12 protein-coding genes are annotated in these 16,336 nt (G+C 58.9%); 6 read left to right on the top strand and 6 right to left on the bottom strand.

Translation table 11 applies throughout. From position 1 onward, the window contains the following. Nucleotides 1–6: 6 nt before the first annotated feature. A complete protein-coding gene (hflK, locus tag ACRER8_RS01975) occupies nucleotides 7–1,986 on the bottom strand; it encodes a protease modulator HflK (RefSeq protein WP_431744682.1) in 1,980 nt (659 codons plus the stop codon). Nucleotides 1,987–2,254: 268 nt separating this feature from the next. On the opposite strand from hflK, the gene ACRER8_RS01970 reads away from it, so the two are divergent. After that, on the top strand, nucleotides 2,255–3,055 hold the full coding sequence (locus ACRER8_RS01970; protein WP_431744681.1) for a CDP-alcohol phosphatidyltransferase family protein: 801 nt from the start codon (nucleotides 2,255–2,257) through the stop codon (nucleotides 3,053–3,055). Nucleotides 3,056–3,275: 220 nt separating this feature from the next. Continuing rightward, nucleotides 3,276–4,676: a dihydrolipoyl dehydrogenase gene (lpdA, locus tag ACRER8_RS01965; RefSeq protein WP_431744680.1), complete on the top strand. Its 1,401-nt coding sequence runs from the start codon at nucleotides 3,276–3,278 to the stop codon at nucleotides 4,674–4,676. A gap of 81 nt (nucleotides 4,677–4,757) precedes the next feature. Here the strand turns inward: lpdA and ACRER8_RS01960 are convergent, their stop codons facing one another. Continuing rightward, entirely contained in the window at nucleotides 4,758–5,231 is a 474-nt protein-coding gene (locus tag ACRER8_RS01960; protein WP_431744711.1) for an Lrp/AsnC family transcriptional regulator, read from the bottom strand. 151 nt (nucleotides 5,232–5,382) lie between these two features. Between ACRER8_RS01960 and ACRER8_RS01955 the strand changes: the two genes are divergently transcribed. From ACRER8_RS01955 to ACRER8_RS01940, 4 genes are all read left to right on the top strand, one after another. After that, nucleotides 5,383–6,012, top strand: a complete 630-nt coding sequence (locus ACRER8_RS01955; protein WP_431744679.1) for a LysE family translocator — start codon at nucleotides 5,383–5,385, stop codon at nucleotides 6,010–6,012. A gap of 179 nt (nucleotides 6,013–6,191) precedes the next feature. Then, the gene (locus tag ACRER8_RS01950) at nucleotides 6,192–7,811 is read left to right on the top strand and encodes a glucan biosynthesis protein D (RefSeq protein ID WP_431744678.1); all 1,620 of its coding nucleotides are present in this window, start codon (nucleotides 6,192–6,194) and stop codon (nucleotides 7,809–7,811) included. A 541-nt stretch (nucleotides 7,812–8,352) separates the two neighbouring features. After that, nucleotides 8,353–9,657, top strand: a complete 1,305-nt coding sequence (locus tag ACRER8_RS01945) for a hypothetical protein (RefSeq protein ID WP_431744677.1) — start codon at nucleotides 8,353–8,355, stop codon at nucleotides 9,655–9,657. 16 nt (nucleotides 9,658–9,673) lie between these two features. Further along, on the top strand, nucleotides 9,674–10,954 hold the full coding sequence (locus ACRER8_RS01940; protein ID WP_431744676.1) for a hypothetical protein: 1,281 nt from the start codon (nucleotides 9,674–9,676) through the stop codon (nucleotides 10,952–10,954). A 179-nt stretch (nucleotides 10,955–11,133) separates the two neighbouring features. On the opposite strand, the gene ACRER8_RS01935 is transcribed toward ACRER8_RS01940, so the two are convergent. Genes ACRER8_RS01935 through ACRER8_RS01920 form a run of 4 tightly spaced genes read right to left on the bottom strand, consistent with a single transcriptional unit; the run spans nucleotide 11,134 to nucleotide 16,316 of the window. Then, the gene (locus tag ACRER8_RS01935) at nucleotides 11,134–12,951 is read right to left on the bottom strand and encodes an FAD/NAD(P)-binding protein (protein ID WP_431744675.1); all 1,818 of its coding nucleotides are present in this window, start codon (nucleotides 12,949–12,951) and stop codon (nucleotides 11,134–11,136) included. After that, nucleotides 12,942–13,949: a 2,3-diaminopropionate biosynthesis protein SbnB gene (gene sbnB / locus ACRER8_RS01930; RefSeq protein WP_431744674.1), complete on the bottom strand. Its 1,008-nt coding sequence runs from the start codon at nucleotides 13,947–13,949 to the stop codon at nucleotides 12,942–12,944. The genes ACRER8_RS01935 and sbnB overlap by 10 nt, the downstream gene beginning before the upstream one ends. Beyond that, nucleotides 13,942–14,961 (bottom strand): 2,3-diaminopropionate biosynthesis protein SbnA, encoded by a 1,020-nt coding sequence (sbnA, locus tag ACRER8_RS01925; protein WP_431744673.1) that lies wholly within the window; start codon nucleotides 14,959–14,961, stop codon nucleotides 13,942–13,944. The genes sbnB and sbnA overlap by 8 nt, the downstream gene beginning before the upstream one ends. Next, nucleotides 14,958–16,316 carry a SidA/IucD/PvdA family monooxygenase gene (locus ACRER8_RS01920; protein ID WP_431744672.1) on the bottom strand — a complete coding sequence of 453 codons (1,359 nt, stop codon included), beginning with the start codon at nucleotides 16,314–16,316 and terminating at the stop codon, nucleotides 14,958–14,960. Before ACRER8_RS01920 ends, sbnA begins: the two co-directional genes overlap by 4 nt. Nucleotides 16,317–16,336 lie beyond the last annotated feature (20 nt).

The following is a 16,336-nucleotide window of genomic DNA, read 5'->3' as shown; positions in this document are numbered from 1 at the left end:
GACTCCTTATTCAGCCGTTGGCTGTTCAGCCGACTTTGGCGACGCCGCAGGGTCGACCGGGAGAGTAAAAGAACGCAGATCGATGGTGGGCGCGCTGGTGCCGCCCAAACGATGATCCAGAACCAGCAATTTGGCGTGGGTCATGCCTTGGGTCAGCTGGCTGAGATACTGCTCCAGCAAAAACGCTTGACCGGCCTTGGCGTAACCCTGTTGTTCGGCGTTGAAACGCAGGTCCGCGCTCTGCGCGGTGGCCATCACTTCGCGAGAGTCGGCGGCTGCCTGATCGTGGGCGATGCTCGCGTGCAGTTGCGCCAGGTTGGCCTGATCGGCCGCCGCACCGCGCTCGCGGGAAATGAGCGCCTGGGCGCTGATCTGCGCCGCTTGCACGGCGTGATAAGCATTGGCGGCCCCGGCTGGCGGGTGAATCGACTCAACTACAGTGGCGAGGATTTCAACGCCACTGTCGAGTCTCTTCAGGTCTCGGGCGACGGCATTGCCGATGTCGGCCGCCAGATCGGTACGCTGCTCGCCGAGCAGTTCATCGAGGGTGCGCGACGCGAAATCGTGAACCAGCACGCGGCTGGCAGTGCTGCGAATCAGGCTCGGAATGTCGGCGCTGTTGTAGGTCGCGGCCATGGCGGCCTGATCGTCCAGCCCGATGCGGTAAACGAAGCGCACGTCCATGTTGACGATCTGGAAGCTCTGTTTGTCCCCCGAACCGCTGGCGATCACCTGCGACTTGTCATTGATATGCGTGGCGTCCCACAAACGGTTGGCGACGGCCGGGGCCGCGCCTTCGGCAGGATCTAGGGCCTGCTCGGCACTGTTGTTATTGGGATTGCCGCCTTCGGACACGCTGGTCGCCAGCTCATGAACCACCCCGTTCTCCACCGGCAGTACTGTGCCGAATGGCCAAGGCAGACCCGCGTGCAGCCCAGGGCCCATGACCTCCACCGGTTTGCCGAAACGTTCATAAATCCCACGGCCCTGCATCGGGATTTCGTGCACGCCACTAAGCGCCCAGCCGAGGGCAACGATCACCGCGAGTACAGGCAGGAACGCCCGACGCATGTAGGTAAACGCCCAGATTTGCCGCAGGTCGATGCCGAAGCGATTGTGCAACTCGTTCTGCAAAGCCGTCAGTGGACGCGGCGGCCAACGCAGCAGACCGGCGAAGAAGCTGCTGGCCACCAGACGCGGCTCAAGACGCTCGTTGCGCGGACTGAAGATCGACAGCAGCGCGCGAATCAGCAATTCGGCGGCCACCAATCCCGGCAACAGGCCGATCAGCACTGCCAACCGGGCCGGCCAGACGCGCTCCGCCGAGGAGAAGGACAGGCAGAACGCAGCGATCAGCAACGTGCCGATCGCCACACGCGAGATCAGCGCCAGTTGCTCGGCCTCGGGCCAGCTCGCTTCGGATTCATTGCTGAACTGCCGCTCCAGAACCAGCAGGCCAAAACTGACCAATAGCAGCAAACCGCCAACCACGCTGCCCGCCAGACCGACATTGGTGCCGATCAACGCGAGGTTCCAGATCATCGAAATACTGATCAGCGCCAGCAGCGCCCAACCCGCCAGCCAGAACACCGGTGCGCCGATCTGGCCGACCATCGAAGTGCCCGCCCCGCCGATACGCGTGAGTAGCCGGTCGTACCAGCCCTGCTCTTCGGCGGCGATTGGCTCTTCTGACGAGGCCGCAACCTCATCGGGTGCAATAACCCGCGCCCGCCAGAGGGCGACCACCTGTGCCGATTGCAATGCAGAGGCCAGCACCAGCAGACTCGCGGCGCTGTTGGTGAGCACCGCCGTCCACAGCGAATTGGGTGAGAACAGGTCGACAAACAGCGAAACCACCAGGCCGATCACGCCCATGGAACCCAGAAGGTAGGTCAACCGCGACAGGCGACGCGCCTGAAAGCTCGCACGCTGAAACCTGGGCAGGCTTGCAGGCGGCGCACTTTCAACATCCAGATCAACCCGCATCGATACTCCAAAACTTGTCAGACGCTGTAGTCATCACCCTTCCTGTTCGCTGAATCAATGCACGCAACGTGGGACACCCGAAGCACAGATTTATGGGGCGTTACGATATAACAGAAGTCGTGAAATTTTCGTCTGGTAATCACCGGCCGACATGACGTTTTATTCACTCAGACAGGTGGAAGACAGGTTAGACGCCCTTGCTGCCTTCGGAGGCGCCTGGGACGCCATGCCGGGACGCAGCAGATTGAAATTCCATGTGGGAGCGAGCTTGCTCAAGAAGGCTGCATTCCAAACGGAATCGTTTGAATGCACTGACTTCGTCGCGAGCAGGCTCACTCCCACAGCTTTCATTCACAACCTCAAAAATGCATTCCAAAACTTGCACTATGCTCCCCTAAAGTTATCCACAGGTAGCTGGCCCGCGATCATGCTGACCATACTCAAAACCTGGCTGCAAAAACTAATGCATCCGCTAGCCAGGATTCTGTTTGATGACGGAGTGCGTGCAATCCATGTGACGTCGTGCGCCAGCCTTATCTCCGTGGCGGTTGGGATGCTGGTCGCAGCTTTTGCTTTCCATCCTCCCATCTTCGTGCTGATTCCAATCTGGATGCTGATTCGCACGCTATTCAACGCCGTGGAAGCCGTACTGATCGGCGAATTCGGCCAGCATTCGAAGCTTGGAACCTGCGCTCACGAACTCAGTCGCGTTATCGCCGAAACTGCTCTATTCCTACCGTTTGCGGTCATTCCAAAAGTCAGCCTGCTATTGGTGTTGCTGGTAACGTTGCTGGCAATTTTAAGTGAATTCGCCGGTCTGCTCGGTCCATTGATAAAGGCATCGCGGCGCCGTGATGGCCCCTTGAAAAGCGATGTACGCATGCTTTGTTTCGGGATCTTTGGCGCCGGAATAGGCTCGGGATACGTACTTACCGCGCCCATCAACATCGCGCTGGCTGCGATGGCGTTGCTACTGGTCATGACCATTATCAGCCGCATTCGTAGAGCGGTGGCAGAGGTCAACAGACCGGTCACGGCTTCGTCATCGAAGGTTTTTGAAGGAATCTAAAGACAGTGTTTCAACAGTCTTACACACAGCCTGCGAACAGTTTATCCACAGCGCCGGTTTAACTTGCCCGGCTGAGCTCTTGAAAAGCCCGAGCTTGACCTTCATTCTCTTTCAGCTTGATATTACGACCATAATTTACTTGGTTGCGAAGCTTTCAAGATATTTGCGCAGAGAAGTCTACGCTTCCCTCCATTGTCGATTTTTCTTCAGGAGTACGCTCATGAGTAACTACGATGTCGTCATCATCGGCGGCGGCCCCGGCGGCTACAACGCCGCCATTCATGCCGGGCAAAAGGGCTTGAAGGTCGCCTGCATCGAAGGCCGGGAAACCCTGGGCGGCACCTGCCTGAATGTCGGCTGCATCCCTTCGAAATCCTTACTGCATGCCTCCGAACTCTACGAAGCGGCGACCGGCGAGGAATTCAAGAAGCTGGGCATCGAAGTCACGCCGACCCTCAACCTGGCGCAGATGATGGCGCAGAAATCCGAGAGCGTGACCGGCTTGACCAAGGGCATCGAGTTCCTGTTTCGCAAATACAAGGCCGAGTGGGTCAAGGGTTGGGGACGTCTTGCAGGCCCCGGCAAGGTTATCGTCACTGATGCCAGCGGCACCGAAACCGAGCTGACCGCCAAGGACATCATCATCGCCACCGGCTCCGAGCCGACGCCGCTTCCGGGGGTGACCATCGATAACAAACGTATTCTGGATTCCACCGGCGCGCTGTCACTGAGCGAGGTGCCTAAACACCTGGTGGTGATTGGCGCTGGGGTGATCGGCCTGGAGTTGGGCTCGGTGTGGCGTCGCCTCGGCGCCAAGGTCACCGTAGTGGAGTTTCTCGATCATGTGGCGCATGGCTCGGATCTAGAAACCGGCAAAACACTGCACCGCTCGCTGTCGCGGCAGGGCATGAACTTCAAGCTCAGCTCGAAAGTTACCTCAGCCGTTGCCAGCGACTCGGGTGTAAGCCTGACGGTCGAGCCTGCTGCGGGCGGTGAGGCCGAGGTGATCGAAGCGGACTACGTGCTGGTCTCCATTGGCCGTCGGCCGGTGACGAAAGGTCTGGGTCTGGAGACCGTTGGCCTTGAAGTCGACAAGCGCGGCATGTTGGCCAACAAGGGCCATCGTACATCTGTGGATGGCATCTGGGTCATCGGCGACGTGACGTCAGGCCCGATGCTGGCGCACAAAGCTGAAGACGAAGCGGCAGTGTGCGTGGAGCGGATTGTTGGCAAAAAGGGCGAGCTGAATTACAACCTGATCCCGAATGTGATTTACACCTTCCCGGAGCTGGCCAGTGTCGGTAAGACCGAGGAGCAATTGAAGGAGGAAGGCCGTGCTTACAAGGTCGGAAAATTCCCGTTCAGCGCTAATAGCCGGGCCAAGGTCAATCATGAGACCGACGGCTTCGCCAAGGTTTTGGCTGATGAGAAGACCGACGAAATCCTTGGCGTGCACCTGGTAGGGCCGAGCGTCAGCGAGATGATTGCCGAGTATTGCGTGGCGATGGAGTTTGCCGCGTCGGCCGAAGACATTGCATTGACCTGCCATCCTCACCCGACCCGCTCCGAGGCATTGCGGCAGGCTGCGATGGGGGCCGGAGGGCATACGACGCAGGCTTAAGACACGCCGCCAATCTCGTGAATCGCGCGTAATTTTGGAGCTGGCTAGCCAGCTCCTACACGAATGCGTCGAGTCAGCCGGCTAAATCGGCAAATGCACCAGCGGCAACGGCCCTTGCTGCTTGAGCGTGCGAATCGCGAAGTTGCTGCGGATGTCCCGGACACTGGGCATTTTCAGCAGCGTATCTGTAAGAAAGCGGTCATAGCCGCGTAGGTCCGGCACCACGACATGCAGGAGAAAGTCGGATTCGCCGGACACGATATGCGCTGAAATCACTTCAGGTAACGCCGATACCACTTGCTGAAATTTCTGCGCCTCGTCTTCGTGATGACGATCGACTTTGACCCCAATGAACACCGTCAACCCCAATCCCAGCGCATCGGCATCCAAAGTCGCCTGATAGCCGCGAATCACCCCTGCATCTTCCAGATGCCGCACCCGACGAAGGCATGGCGAGGCTGACAGCCCGATTTCATCTGCCAGTTGCACATTGGTCAATCGACCGTCCCGTTGCAGGGCATTGAGAATCCGCCGGTCGTAGGCGTCCAGCTTCACATTGGGCGTATTTGGCATAACGGTGACCTTTAAGGCTTATCCAGAAGCAGAAGATGCCAATACTAAGCGCCTGCAAGGTCAAACACGCAAGCACCTGCCCTGCCGTCCAGACGTAGAATTTTCTTCCGTTACCCTCGGTCGGAGCTGAACAATGGAAGATAAAGCACTGTTTATCGCGGCCTTGGCGATGGTCCTGCTGATGCCGGGGCCAGACATGATTCTGCTGCTGCAGACCGGCGCGCGTCAGGGTCGCGCGAAGGCATGGGCCACTGCCGTCGGGCTCGCCATCGCCCGTGGCTGCCACGTGGCGCTGGCGGCGCTGGGCCTGGCGACGCTGTTTAAGGTGTCGCCCTGGACATTCGAGGTGGTGCGCGTGCTCGGTGCCGCGTATCTGCTGTGGCTGGGTTTGAAGATGTTCAAGCCCGGCGCCATGGGCGCAACTTCACCTGGCAGCCCAGGCGAGGCACAGATCTCTTGGCGCAGCGCGATTCTGCGCGGCCTGATGACCAACCTGCTCAATCCCAAGGCACCGTTGTTCTGCTCAGTGCTGCTGCCGCAGTTCATCGACCCGGCCAAGGGCTCGGTGGCCGGGCAGTTTGCAGAGCTGGGCGTGATTCTGGTGCTGATCGGCCTGGCGTTCGACAGCGTCTACGCCATGGCCGGGGGCTGGATCGGTCGCTGGCTGGCGCGCAGCCAGACCGCGCAAAAATGCCAGCAATGGCTGTTCGGCTGTCTGCTGATTGGCTTCGCCGTACGCCTGGCATTCATCCAGCAGGCCTGAACACACAAACGGCAACACTCGAAACCGAAGAAAGTCATGCTCTGAAACGTTTTTTTCCCTTTTTTGCGAACAAGATGCCGAGATTGTTATCTGTTGTTGGTAATTTGCGTTCGGCAAGGATTGGGAAAGCGCACATTTTCGTGCAGGAAGGCACAGCATTTCTTCAGAGGCTTCACCTTATGAATCGCAGGAATCTCCTGAAAGCTTCCATGGCACTGGCAGCCTATAGTGCACTGCCAGCATCGGGTCTTTATGCAGCACGCGCCCTGGCGGCAGCAGCAGATGGCGACATCGAACACTTCGACTTCAAGATCCTGCAAGACCTCGCCAAGCAGACAGCCGGCAAAGCGTATGTAAGCACCAAGCAGACACTGCCGCCGACCCTGGCGGACATGACGCCTCAGCAGTTCAATGCGATCAAATACGACGCTGGTCATTCCTTGTGGAACGACGTCAAAGGCCAACTGGACGTGCATTTCTTCCACGTCGGCGCAGGCTTCAAGACTCCGGTGCGCATGTACAGCGTGGACCCGGCGACCCAAGAGGCGCGGGAAGTGCATTTCCGCCCCGAGCTGTTCAATTACGAAGCCAGCCGCATCGACAAGAGCCAGCTCAAGGGCGACTTGGGTTTTGCGGGCTTCAAGTTGTTCAAGGCCCCGGAAATCGCTATCAACGACATTCTGTCGTTCCTCGGCGCCAGCTACTTTCGCGCGATCGACAGCAACAAGCAGTACGGCCTCTCGGCACGCGGCCTGGCAATCGACACCTATGCCCATCGCCCCGAAGAATTTCCCGACTTCACCAAGTTCTGGTTCGAGAAACCGACCAAGGACGCTACCCGCTTCGTGGTCTACGCGCTGCTGGATTCGCCGAGCGCGACTGGCGCCTATCGTTTCGACATCGACTGTCAGGCCGACCGCGTGGTGATGGATATCGACGCCCATATCAATGCCCGCGCCGACATCGAGCAGATGGGTATTGCGACCATGACCAGCATGTTCAGCTGCGGCACCCATGAGCGCCGGATGTGCGACACGCTGCACCCGGAAATCCATGACTCCGATCGCCTGGCGATGTGGCGGGGCAATGGCGAGTGGATCTGTCGACCGCTGAATAATCCGGCGAAGATCCAGTTCAATGCCTTCGCCGACAAGGACCCGAAGGGTTTCGGCCTGGTGCAGATCGATCACGATTTCAAGACATATCAGGACACGGTCGACTGGTATCACCGCCGCCCGAGCCTTTGGGTCGAGCCGACCACGGCCTGGGGCGAAGGATCGATTGATCTGCTGGAGCTGCCAACCACCGGCGAGACACTGGATAACATCGTCGCGTTCTGGAATCCGAAAGAGCCGATCAAGGCCGGCATGTCGATGAATTTCGGCTACAAGCTGTACTGGAGCCCACTGCCGCCGGTGAGCACGCCGTTGGCTCAGGTTCATGCGACCCGCTCGGGCATGGGCGGCTTCATCGAAGGTTGGGCGCCGGGCGAGCATTACCCGGAAGTCTGGGCGCGCCGCTTTGCCGTGGACTTCAACGGTGGCGGCATCGATCGACTGCCGGAGGGGTCGGGAATCGTGCCTGTGGTGACCGTCTCCCACGGCAAGGTGCAGGATTTCAACGTGCTGGTGCTGCCCGACATCAAAGGCTTCCGGGTGACCTTCGACTGGTACCCGACCAGCGATTCTATGGATCCGGTGGAGATGCGCATGTTCATCAAGACCGGCGACCGCACATTGAGTGAAACCTGGCTGTATCAGTACTTCCCGCCCGCGCCTGACAAGCGCCGGTATACCTGAGGTAGCCGTTCAATACACCTGTGACGGTTAATACCCTGTGGGAGCGAATTCATTCGCGAGAGGCTCGTTCGACACATCTATGTCGGCTACGCCATTTTTCGCGAAAAAATTCGCTCCCGCAGTATCGTTTCGGGCCTTATTTTTGGCTCAGCTGTAACGAAACTGAGCTATAGACTGCGCAATAATCCTCCGGGTTTTTCTCCAGATTAATAGCGTCAAATTTATATCCTTCAATTAAATCAATTGGTTACGAACCCTGATTTTCAGGCGTCTGCATACCTGTCCGAAAATTTGACTATTTGATTGACAGTCTCTCCATCTGCGGCTGATATATCCCCTGTCACGCCGCTCTGAGAGGGACCCCGCTCGGCAATCCCCTCCTCGTAACGGCCATCCAATGGCCAGCTATTTTCCGATTCCATCGACGGCGTTTTGCCGAAGTCGGTGAGCGGTAGCTCGGTATGACTAATGACTTTTTTCTTACCTGCCGCTGTGTCTGCCGATCATTTTTCAATTCCAGCGCTCCCGAGGGGCTGTTCCCATGATGTCGCCTACCCCCGCTTACGTTGAAAAGCCGTCGATCATGTCGTTCGACAAATCCACGGCCATTGTGCTGGTTGCAATCAGTCTGATTCTGGTCGAGACATTCTCGGGAGCCTTGCGCTTCTACCTGGACAAGGCCGGAATTTCGGTTGTGCTGTACGGCCCGAAAGTCGCCTGTCTGCTGCTCTTCGCGCTGGAATTGCGCAGCTTCAAAGCCGGGCCGGGTGTCTGGCTGAGCTTCCTGGTACTGCTGCTGTCATCGGCGTGGGCGGTGCTCAATGGCGGCGGCGCCGGTAACTTCGCTTTCGCGTTGTATGGCATCAGCCCCTTGCTGTTCGGACTGGCATGCGGCGATCAGATCATCCACCACAGACGGCTGTTCATGTGGGTGATCGCGTTTGCGTTGATGGCTTCTCTCGCCGGTATCGTGTTGGACAAGTACACCAACCTGCCGTGGAAGGGCTACAGCTACAGCATCGGTGGCACCGAGCTGAGCGCCAACACCACCTGGGCTGCGGAAGAAGCCGACCGGCCCGCCGGCTTTGCCCGGATCTCCAGCGCCCTGGCGATCATCATCTCGATTTTCAGCTTGTATCTGATGACGACGGTGCGTTCGAGAATGCTGGCCATTGCCATCTGTGCCGCTGGATTGGTGGGCGTCGTGCTCACCACCAGCAAGGCACCGGTTCTGGCGCTCGCGGGCGCCGTCGGCCTGTTGCTGATCACCCGCTTTCGCTGGACCACGCGGGGAGCCATTGCTGCAGCCGTGGTGCTGGGGATGGCGTTGCCGTTCATCGGCATCATGCACGACTTCGACCCTTACAAGATCTCGACCGGAAGCTCGCTGTCCTCGATCTACGACCGCCTGATCAACACCTGGCCCAACGTGATCCGCGAACTCGTGAGCGAAGGTCGGGCCTATACCGGCGCTGGATTCGGTTTGGTCGGAAGCTCGGTAGCGGCGTTCCCTGTGGCCGGAGCAGACATCTTCATGGTCTCGGACAGCACGGTGGTTTACCTGTGGGCCACCTTTGGGCTGGCTGGGTTGTTTCTGTATGCCCTGCACATTCCGCTGTTTGTCATCCTCGCAGACATCAACACTCGCTATGGCCGCGCGATGCTCGCCACGGGTTTCTGCATCTGCATCGTCAGTTGGACAACCGACACCCTGGAGGTGACGCTGGCGAACCTGTTTCTCGGCATGGCCATCGGGCATGCATTGGCGGCAAGGTCGCAGGTGAGGACCGTCGCCCCAAAGCCAGTTGAAGCGACTTCATGGAATGGTCTGCCAGGGTTGAGCTGAAATAGGACGGGTACGCATGAGCTTTTCGAGTATTGGCCGCAAAGGCCTGCTGTTGCTGTCTTGCCTGATCGTTGCCGACGTTGCGCTAGCCGAGCCTTTCATTGTCGGGGTTGCCACTCATTCGATGAACAATCTCAATCAGCCGCTGCGCAGTCTGGAGTTGGCCAGCGACGCCGGGGCAACTTCAGTACGTGACGACGCGTTCTGGTCCACCGCCGAGCCTGAGCCCAATCAGCTGCAGATCATCCCGCAATGGCGCGGCTGGCTGAACACGGCCAGTGCGCTGAACCAGGCGCCTATGGTCATTCTTGGCTACGGCACGTCCTTCAACGGCAACGCCAAGCCGCGAAAACCCGAGGTAAAGATCCCCTACCTCAAATACGTCGATTACCTCACCCGGCAATTGGGCAGCCCGGTGAAGTATTACGAAGTGTGGAACGAGTGGGACATCGACGGGCCGAGCGATGCGCGCCTGAGCAATGATTACGTGGCCGTGGTGAAAGACGCCGCGTCGATCATTCGCAATAACAATCCACAAGCCAAGGTGCTTGCCGGTGCCGTGACCTCAGCGGGAATCAAGGGCGGTTTCGTCGACCGCGTCCTCGCCGCTGGCGTGCTCAAGTACGCCGACGGTATCTCGCTGCATCCGTACGTGCATTGCGAGGGGCGAAACCACAATACTCCGGAAAGCTGGATCAACTGGATGCGCGACCTGGACGGCAGATTCAGCAAGGGCGGCAAACCGGTGCCGCTGTACCTGACCGAAATGAGCTGGCCGAGCCACGAAGGCGCTTGCGGCATTGATGCCACGCGTCAGGCCGCGTATCTGGCCCGCGCTTATTTCCTGGCCCGCACTGTCCCCAACATCAAGGGCATGTGGTGGTACGACCTGATCAACGATGGCACCCAGCGCGACGATCAGGAACACAACTTCGGGCTGCTCAACGTGGATCTCTCGCCGAAGCCTGCCTATTCGGTGCTCAAGGCGATCAGTCCGTACCTGCGGGATTTCGACTACGACCCTCACAGCAGCCTGCAGGCCGACGGCGTGTACAAGCTGGTGTTCAGCGATGGTCACGAGCGGATCATGGTGGCTTGGGCAGCAGGGCGCCCACGGCAAGATCAGACCAGCAGTCAGGCAATGAACAATGCGCCCCTGCGTGTGCTGGACACTCAAGCCCCCGATAAGGGAATGGTGAACAGTGAGCAGCACTGGGACTGCTCCGATGACCACTGCACGGCCCCCATCAGCCTGAGCGAATTCCCCAAAATCATCCGTTTGAGCCCCGGAGCCTGAACACCTGCCCTCGAAAAGCCCGCCTGGCCCTGTCAGCGCGGGCTTTTTTTCCATGATTTTTCGGCGATCTTACGAGCGCTTCGCGCTGTAGCAATCCGGCTTGCCGACGGTGGCGATTGTGCGGGCCTGCCGGTGCAAGCCGGGCAACTATGGATAACGGGGCGCCTCTGCGGATAACTTCAGGCGATAACGGTCATCCCCAACATCTCCCGCGCGATGCGGTCCGCGTCGACGAATGCGCGTGAGTAGCTGCCTGATGAAGGAACATAGTGGTTGTAATACGTCGCGCCTTCGACGATGGGGCCGGTTATCCACAAGTTGGGTTGCGCCTTGCCTTGGCTGTCTACTTGCACGCCTTCCCCTCTTTCACCCAGGCTGTGGATAATTCCGCTTTCACGAAGTTGTCGGATGATTTTCGGTTGGGCTGCGGCTGTGCGGCTATCGCTCGCGTGGGCGCAGACCACTGCGTTGAGCGGCATTATCCGACTGTCCTCCAGGGCTATCGCGACTGATCCTGTTTCGTCGTTGTGCATAACTTTCGAGCCGTGAACCCAATGCACGATCCCAGCATCCGCGAGCGCTAGCAGTTCTTGATGACGCTCTTTCTGGGGTCCCGCGACCATGCGATTGACCAGCGGGGCGTATTCGTCGAAGAAAATGCGATGTGACTTCGAGGTCAGGCCACGGTTATCCACAATGCGCCGGATTTGCTCACGGCAACTTCTCCATACCTCGACCGCCGCTTTGATCGGACTATGGTCCAGGTCCAGAATGCTCTCGTTCAAATCAGCCTGAATAAAGGTGCGCACCCATCGGGAATAATTATCCACAGGCGCTTGTAGATGCTGAGGATTGAAATAGCTCTCGTCCAACATGACCACAGCAAACCGTTCAGCGAGCTCCTGTTGTTTAGCTTCTGTCTCGCCCAGCCAATACGCCTTCGCTATCTCGGACTTGATTCGAAGCGATGACTCGCCCTGCTGCGCGGCAATCATCCCGAAGTATTCAGCAAGCATCTCGGCCTTGAGCAACGGCATTACCTGCGCTTCGAAATCAATGCCCTCAGGGTTGTCAGCGCGCAGATCAGCAACCGCTGTGAGGGTGAAAATCAGTGGCGAACCGGCGGTGCGGTTCGGCGGAATGTCAGGCCGGGTGCAGTACGGCAGCCCGCTTCGTGAATACATGAACACCTGCGGTTCCTGACCGGAGGGCTGATAACGCAGTCCCTCACGCCCCTCAAGGAAGCGTCCGCCTCGCCCCACCGTCAGCCCTGCGACTACATCCATTGCCGACAGGCCCAACCCTTCCACGCCAACATGGTCTGTGGATGAAATCCTGCTCAATGAATGCGGCTGTGGATAAGCTCCAAGGCGCTCGGTGACTTGCCCGCCATTTCCAACCTCTGGCGAGGTCTCAGCATGACCCACCGTAATCAGAAGCCAATCCACCTGATGCTCAACTTCGCCCGTGGACAACATGAACCCACCCAGATCCGTATGTTCGATGTTATCCACAGCCCTGGCATGGTGCGTCACCTTCACCTGTTCAGGCAGCGTCCCAATCACCTCCTCGTAAGTCCAGGCGAGATACTCGCCAAGCCAGGATCTGGGTAAAAATTCGTTGGGGCGAACAACGCGGTCAGCGGATTTGAAGCGCAAGCACCATTGGTAAAAGTCTGGTCCCTGTCGCCCGGTAAAGCCGCCAAGCGCGGCTTGATCGGGGAACATGGAGATCTGCGACGCCACGGTGTTGAGCATCAGGTAGGCAGGTTGCTCCACCGAATGCAGCCCAGGCCCCGGCCGATGGGGATCGAATACGCTGATCTCGACCCGCCGTTCGCTGTTGGCAGCCAGCGCACACAAACGTTCCAGGACCGTAAGGCCTCGGGAACCACAGCCCACAATGCCAATCCTGACGGCGGGCTGTTGTCCATGTTTCTGCGAATACGGCGTTTCCGAGGAGAATCTGTCGAGGCGCGGCGCAGGACTTAGTTCCATCTCAGGGTTTCTCCAAAGAAGGAATCGATGGCCACCGCGCGGGATTCAGCCAACGCGGTGTCGACGATGAACTTGCTCAACGCCAGATCCAGCACGCCGAGGCCGAAGGGCGAGAAAATCGAAGGCTTGGTCAGGTCGAGTCGTACCTCACCGCGAATCAATTCGGCCAGAGTGCCGTTCATGAATTCGCGGTTGCCGCTGAGCTGCTCGGCCAGATGCGGCGAGGTATTGGCCTTCATGCAGTGCTCGATGTCGTCGCACAGGTTGTTGGCTTCCAGCAGCAACTGCGGCGCGATGTCGCGCAGCGAGATATTCAGCACCACCTGACCGGCGCGAAACGCCATGGGCGGCTTCACGTAAGGTTCTCCGGCAGTCGTGGCAAAGATCAGCAGATCCGCAGCCAAGGCCTCATGCAGCGAACCGGTGCCGGCTGTGCATAAATCGATCTGCTCGACATATCCCTTCAACGCGCTCGCCGAACTCTGGTCGAAGTCATGTACGACGGCCTGCCCGATGTCCCAACCTTCTACCGCGAGCATGCGAGCGATATTTCGAGCAATCACACCCGCACCGACAAATCCCACGGAGCCGGCTTTACGTGACTGACCGTTGAGCCAGTAGGCGCCCGATACCGCAGATGCCGCGGTTCTGACAGCGCTGATCTGCGCACCCTCCAGACAGGCATAGGGGTATCCCGTTTCGCGATCGTTGAGGATCACCACTGCCGACGCCCGAGGTTTCTGTTGCGCGACGTTGCCGGGAAAACTGGAAATCCACTTTATCCCGGCCACGGCATCTTCACCTTCCAGCGAGGCCGGAAGCGCGATGATGCGATTGGCCGGCTGCTGTGGAAACCGCAGGAAATAACTGTCCGGATTAAGGGTCTGGCCATCGTGATGTTGTAGGTAGACCTGCTCGATGCGCGCGACCATGCTGCGCAACTGGCTGTCGAGGATGTCCTTGATCACGGCTCCAGGGATGACATGGAATTCAGACATTCAGCGCTTCCCCTTCAAAGGTGTGGACGAAGGTATTCAGGTAGCGACTGATGGGCTGTGACGACAGCGCGGCCAGTTCGGCACGACCGAATTTCTGCATTACCCATTCGTCGTTGTAGATGGTTTCCAGATAGCGCTCGCCCGCGTCCGGCGAGATCGCGACCACCACCGCGTCCTTGGGAATCCCCAGCGAAGGCGCGGCCAGACCGGCGACCACGGTGCCGGTCGATCCCCCCGCCAGTACGCCGTTGGACTTGGCCAGCCAGCGACACATCGCAACGGTGGCGCGCTCGTCGACCACTTGCTGTTTGTGCAGGTGATTGGCGCGAAAGATCGGCGGCATCTGGCTGGAACCGAGGCCCGGAATGAAACGCTTGCCTGGCGCCTGGCCGAAGGTCACCGATCCGGCGCTGTCCACTGCAATGATCTTGGTGCGCGGTGAATGCTTGCGGAAATACTGCACGCAGCCCATCAGCGTACCGGTGGTGCCTGCGCCAACCACCAGATAATCCAGCGCGGGAAAGGCGATGTGAATCGAACGCGCCGTGGTCTGCTCATGGGTGCGCGCGTTGGCCGGGTTGCTGTACTGGTTGAGCCACAAATAGCGTGGGTCGCGGGCCACGGTGTCACGGATGTAGCGAATCCGGGTGCCCAGATAGCCGTCGTTGTCATCACGCTCGGTCACAATCACGATTTGCGCGCCGAAGGCTTCCATCATCTTGATGTTGTGCAGGTTGGTGTTTGGATCGACCACGCAGCAAAACTTGTAACCGCGCTCGGCGCAGATCATTGCCAAAGCCACGCCGAGGTTGCCCGAAGACGACTCGATCAGCACCGTCTCCCTGTGGATAAGTCGGCGTTCGGCGTAGGAGTCGATCAGGCCGATCGCGGTCTTCATTTTGATCGAACCGGCTGGATTGCACGACTCAAGCTTCAGATGAAGGTTCTCGAAACCCAGCCCCTTGAGCCGGACGAAATTCGAATCGCCAACGATATGCGAGATGAAGTTCATGGTCGTGCCTCGGCGTGAGCAACCGTGCTTCTCTTGGGATAAGCGACGACGGGCGCGAGCTGGCGAGGTTGCGTGGCCAGCAAGGTATCGATCAGCTGCTGGGCGCGCAGTGCGACCATCGAGAACGATTGCGCATCGCTGATGCCGTGGGTTTTCTCCGAAGTGCCGTTGGCGAGAATTAGCAGACCGTCACTGTTCTGCAGGCCGACGCGATAATGCCGGTCCACGGCCAGGCTGCCGTCTTCTTCGCGCAGCAACCAGGGCTGCAGCAACGTCAGCAAAGGAGGCACCGCCAGTTGCTCGTAACCGGTACCAAGGACGATGCCATCGACGTACAGATTGGTTTCCAGGCCTGTATTGGCGTCGCGCAGCACGACGGAATAGGCATCGCCAACCTTCTCCACGGAGGTCACGTCGGACCACGTATGCAGGTTCAGACGCTGGTGCCCGCTCACCTCGCCTTCGTACATGAAGGAGTACAAGGCCTGACTCTCATCAGCGTCGATGCCCGCGTAATTGGTCGAGCGGATTTCATCGAATACCTTACTGCGACGGGCTGGCTCCAGCTGATGGAAGTAATCGACCTGTTCCGGCAAGAACGCCATGTTGGGAAACTGCCCCAGCTGGCCGACCCGAAAACCGACTCCTCGATGCACCGAATGCACCTGAGTGGTAGGCGCGGCGCCGAGCAGATGCGCCACCGCCTCCCCCGCGCTTTGTCCAGAACCCAGCACCAGCCAACGTTGGGCGATTGGCCCGCCGCCCAAATGGATGTTTTTCAGATACTGCGACGTGTGGAATACGCGGCCACCCAGGTGCGGGCTGAAAGCCTCGGGGATTCTTGGCAAGCTGCCGTGGGAAAGCACCAGACGCCTGGTGCGATAAGTCCCTTGAGTGGTGACCACATCCACCGCGCTTAACAAGCCTTTTTCCACCACCGGCAGTACGTCGAGCACGCCTTCGTCGTAGGAAACGTAGTCTTTGAGCTGAGCCGCGACCCAACCGATGTAGTCGGACCATTCCACGCGGCTCGCCGGTCGGCCGAGCAGACCGAATTTATACAGGCGCCCCTTCTCCTTCAGATACATCGCGAAAGAAAAACGGCTGCGTGGATTGCGCGGCGTCACCAGGTCGCGAAACACGTGATGGTTGATATCGGTTCCGGCCAGCAGAAACGCACCGTGCCAAGTCGAATCGCGTCCCTTCTCGAAAAAACGCACGCGCTGAAACGGCTTCTTGCCGTTGTCTTCCGCTTCGTCTTCCAGCGCACAGGCCAGCGCGATGCCAGCGGGACCGAAGCCAATCGACACGACGTCCAGCTCCTGACGCAAACCCTCGATTTCAAACTGATTCATGGTGGTTCTTCCTGAAAGGT

The organism is Pseudomonas sp. (assembly GCF_050739935.1).
GTDB lineage: Bacteria > Pseudomonadota > Gammaproteobacteria > Pseudomonadales > Pseudomonadaceae > Aquipseudomonas.
Note: the sequence above shows the minus strand (reverse complement) of the source record. Positions and strands in the feature narration are given on the sequence as shown.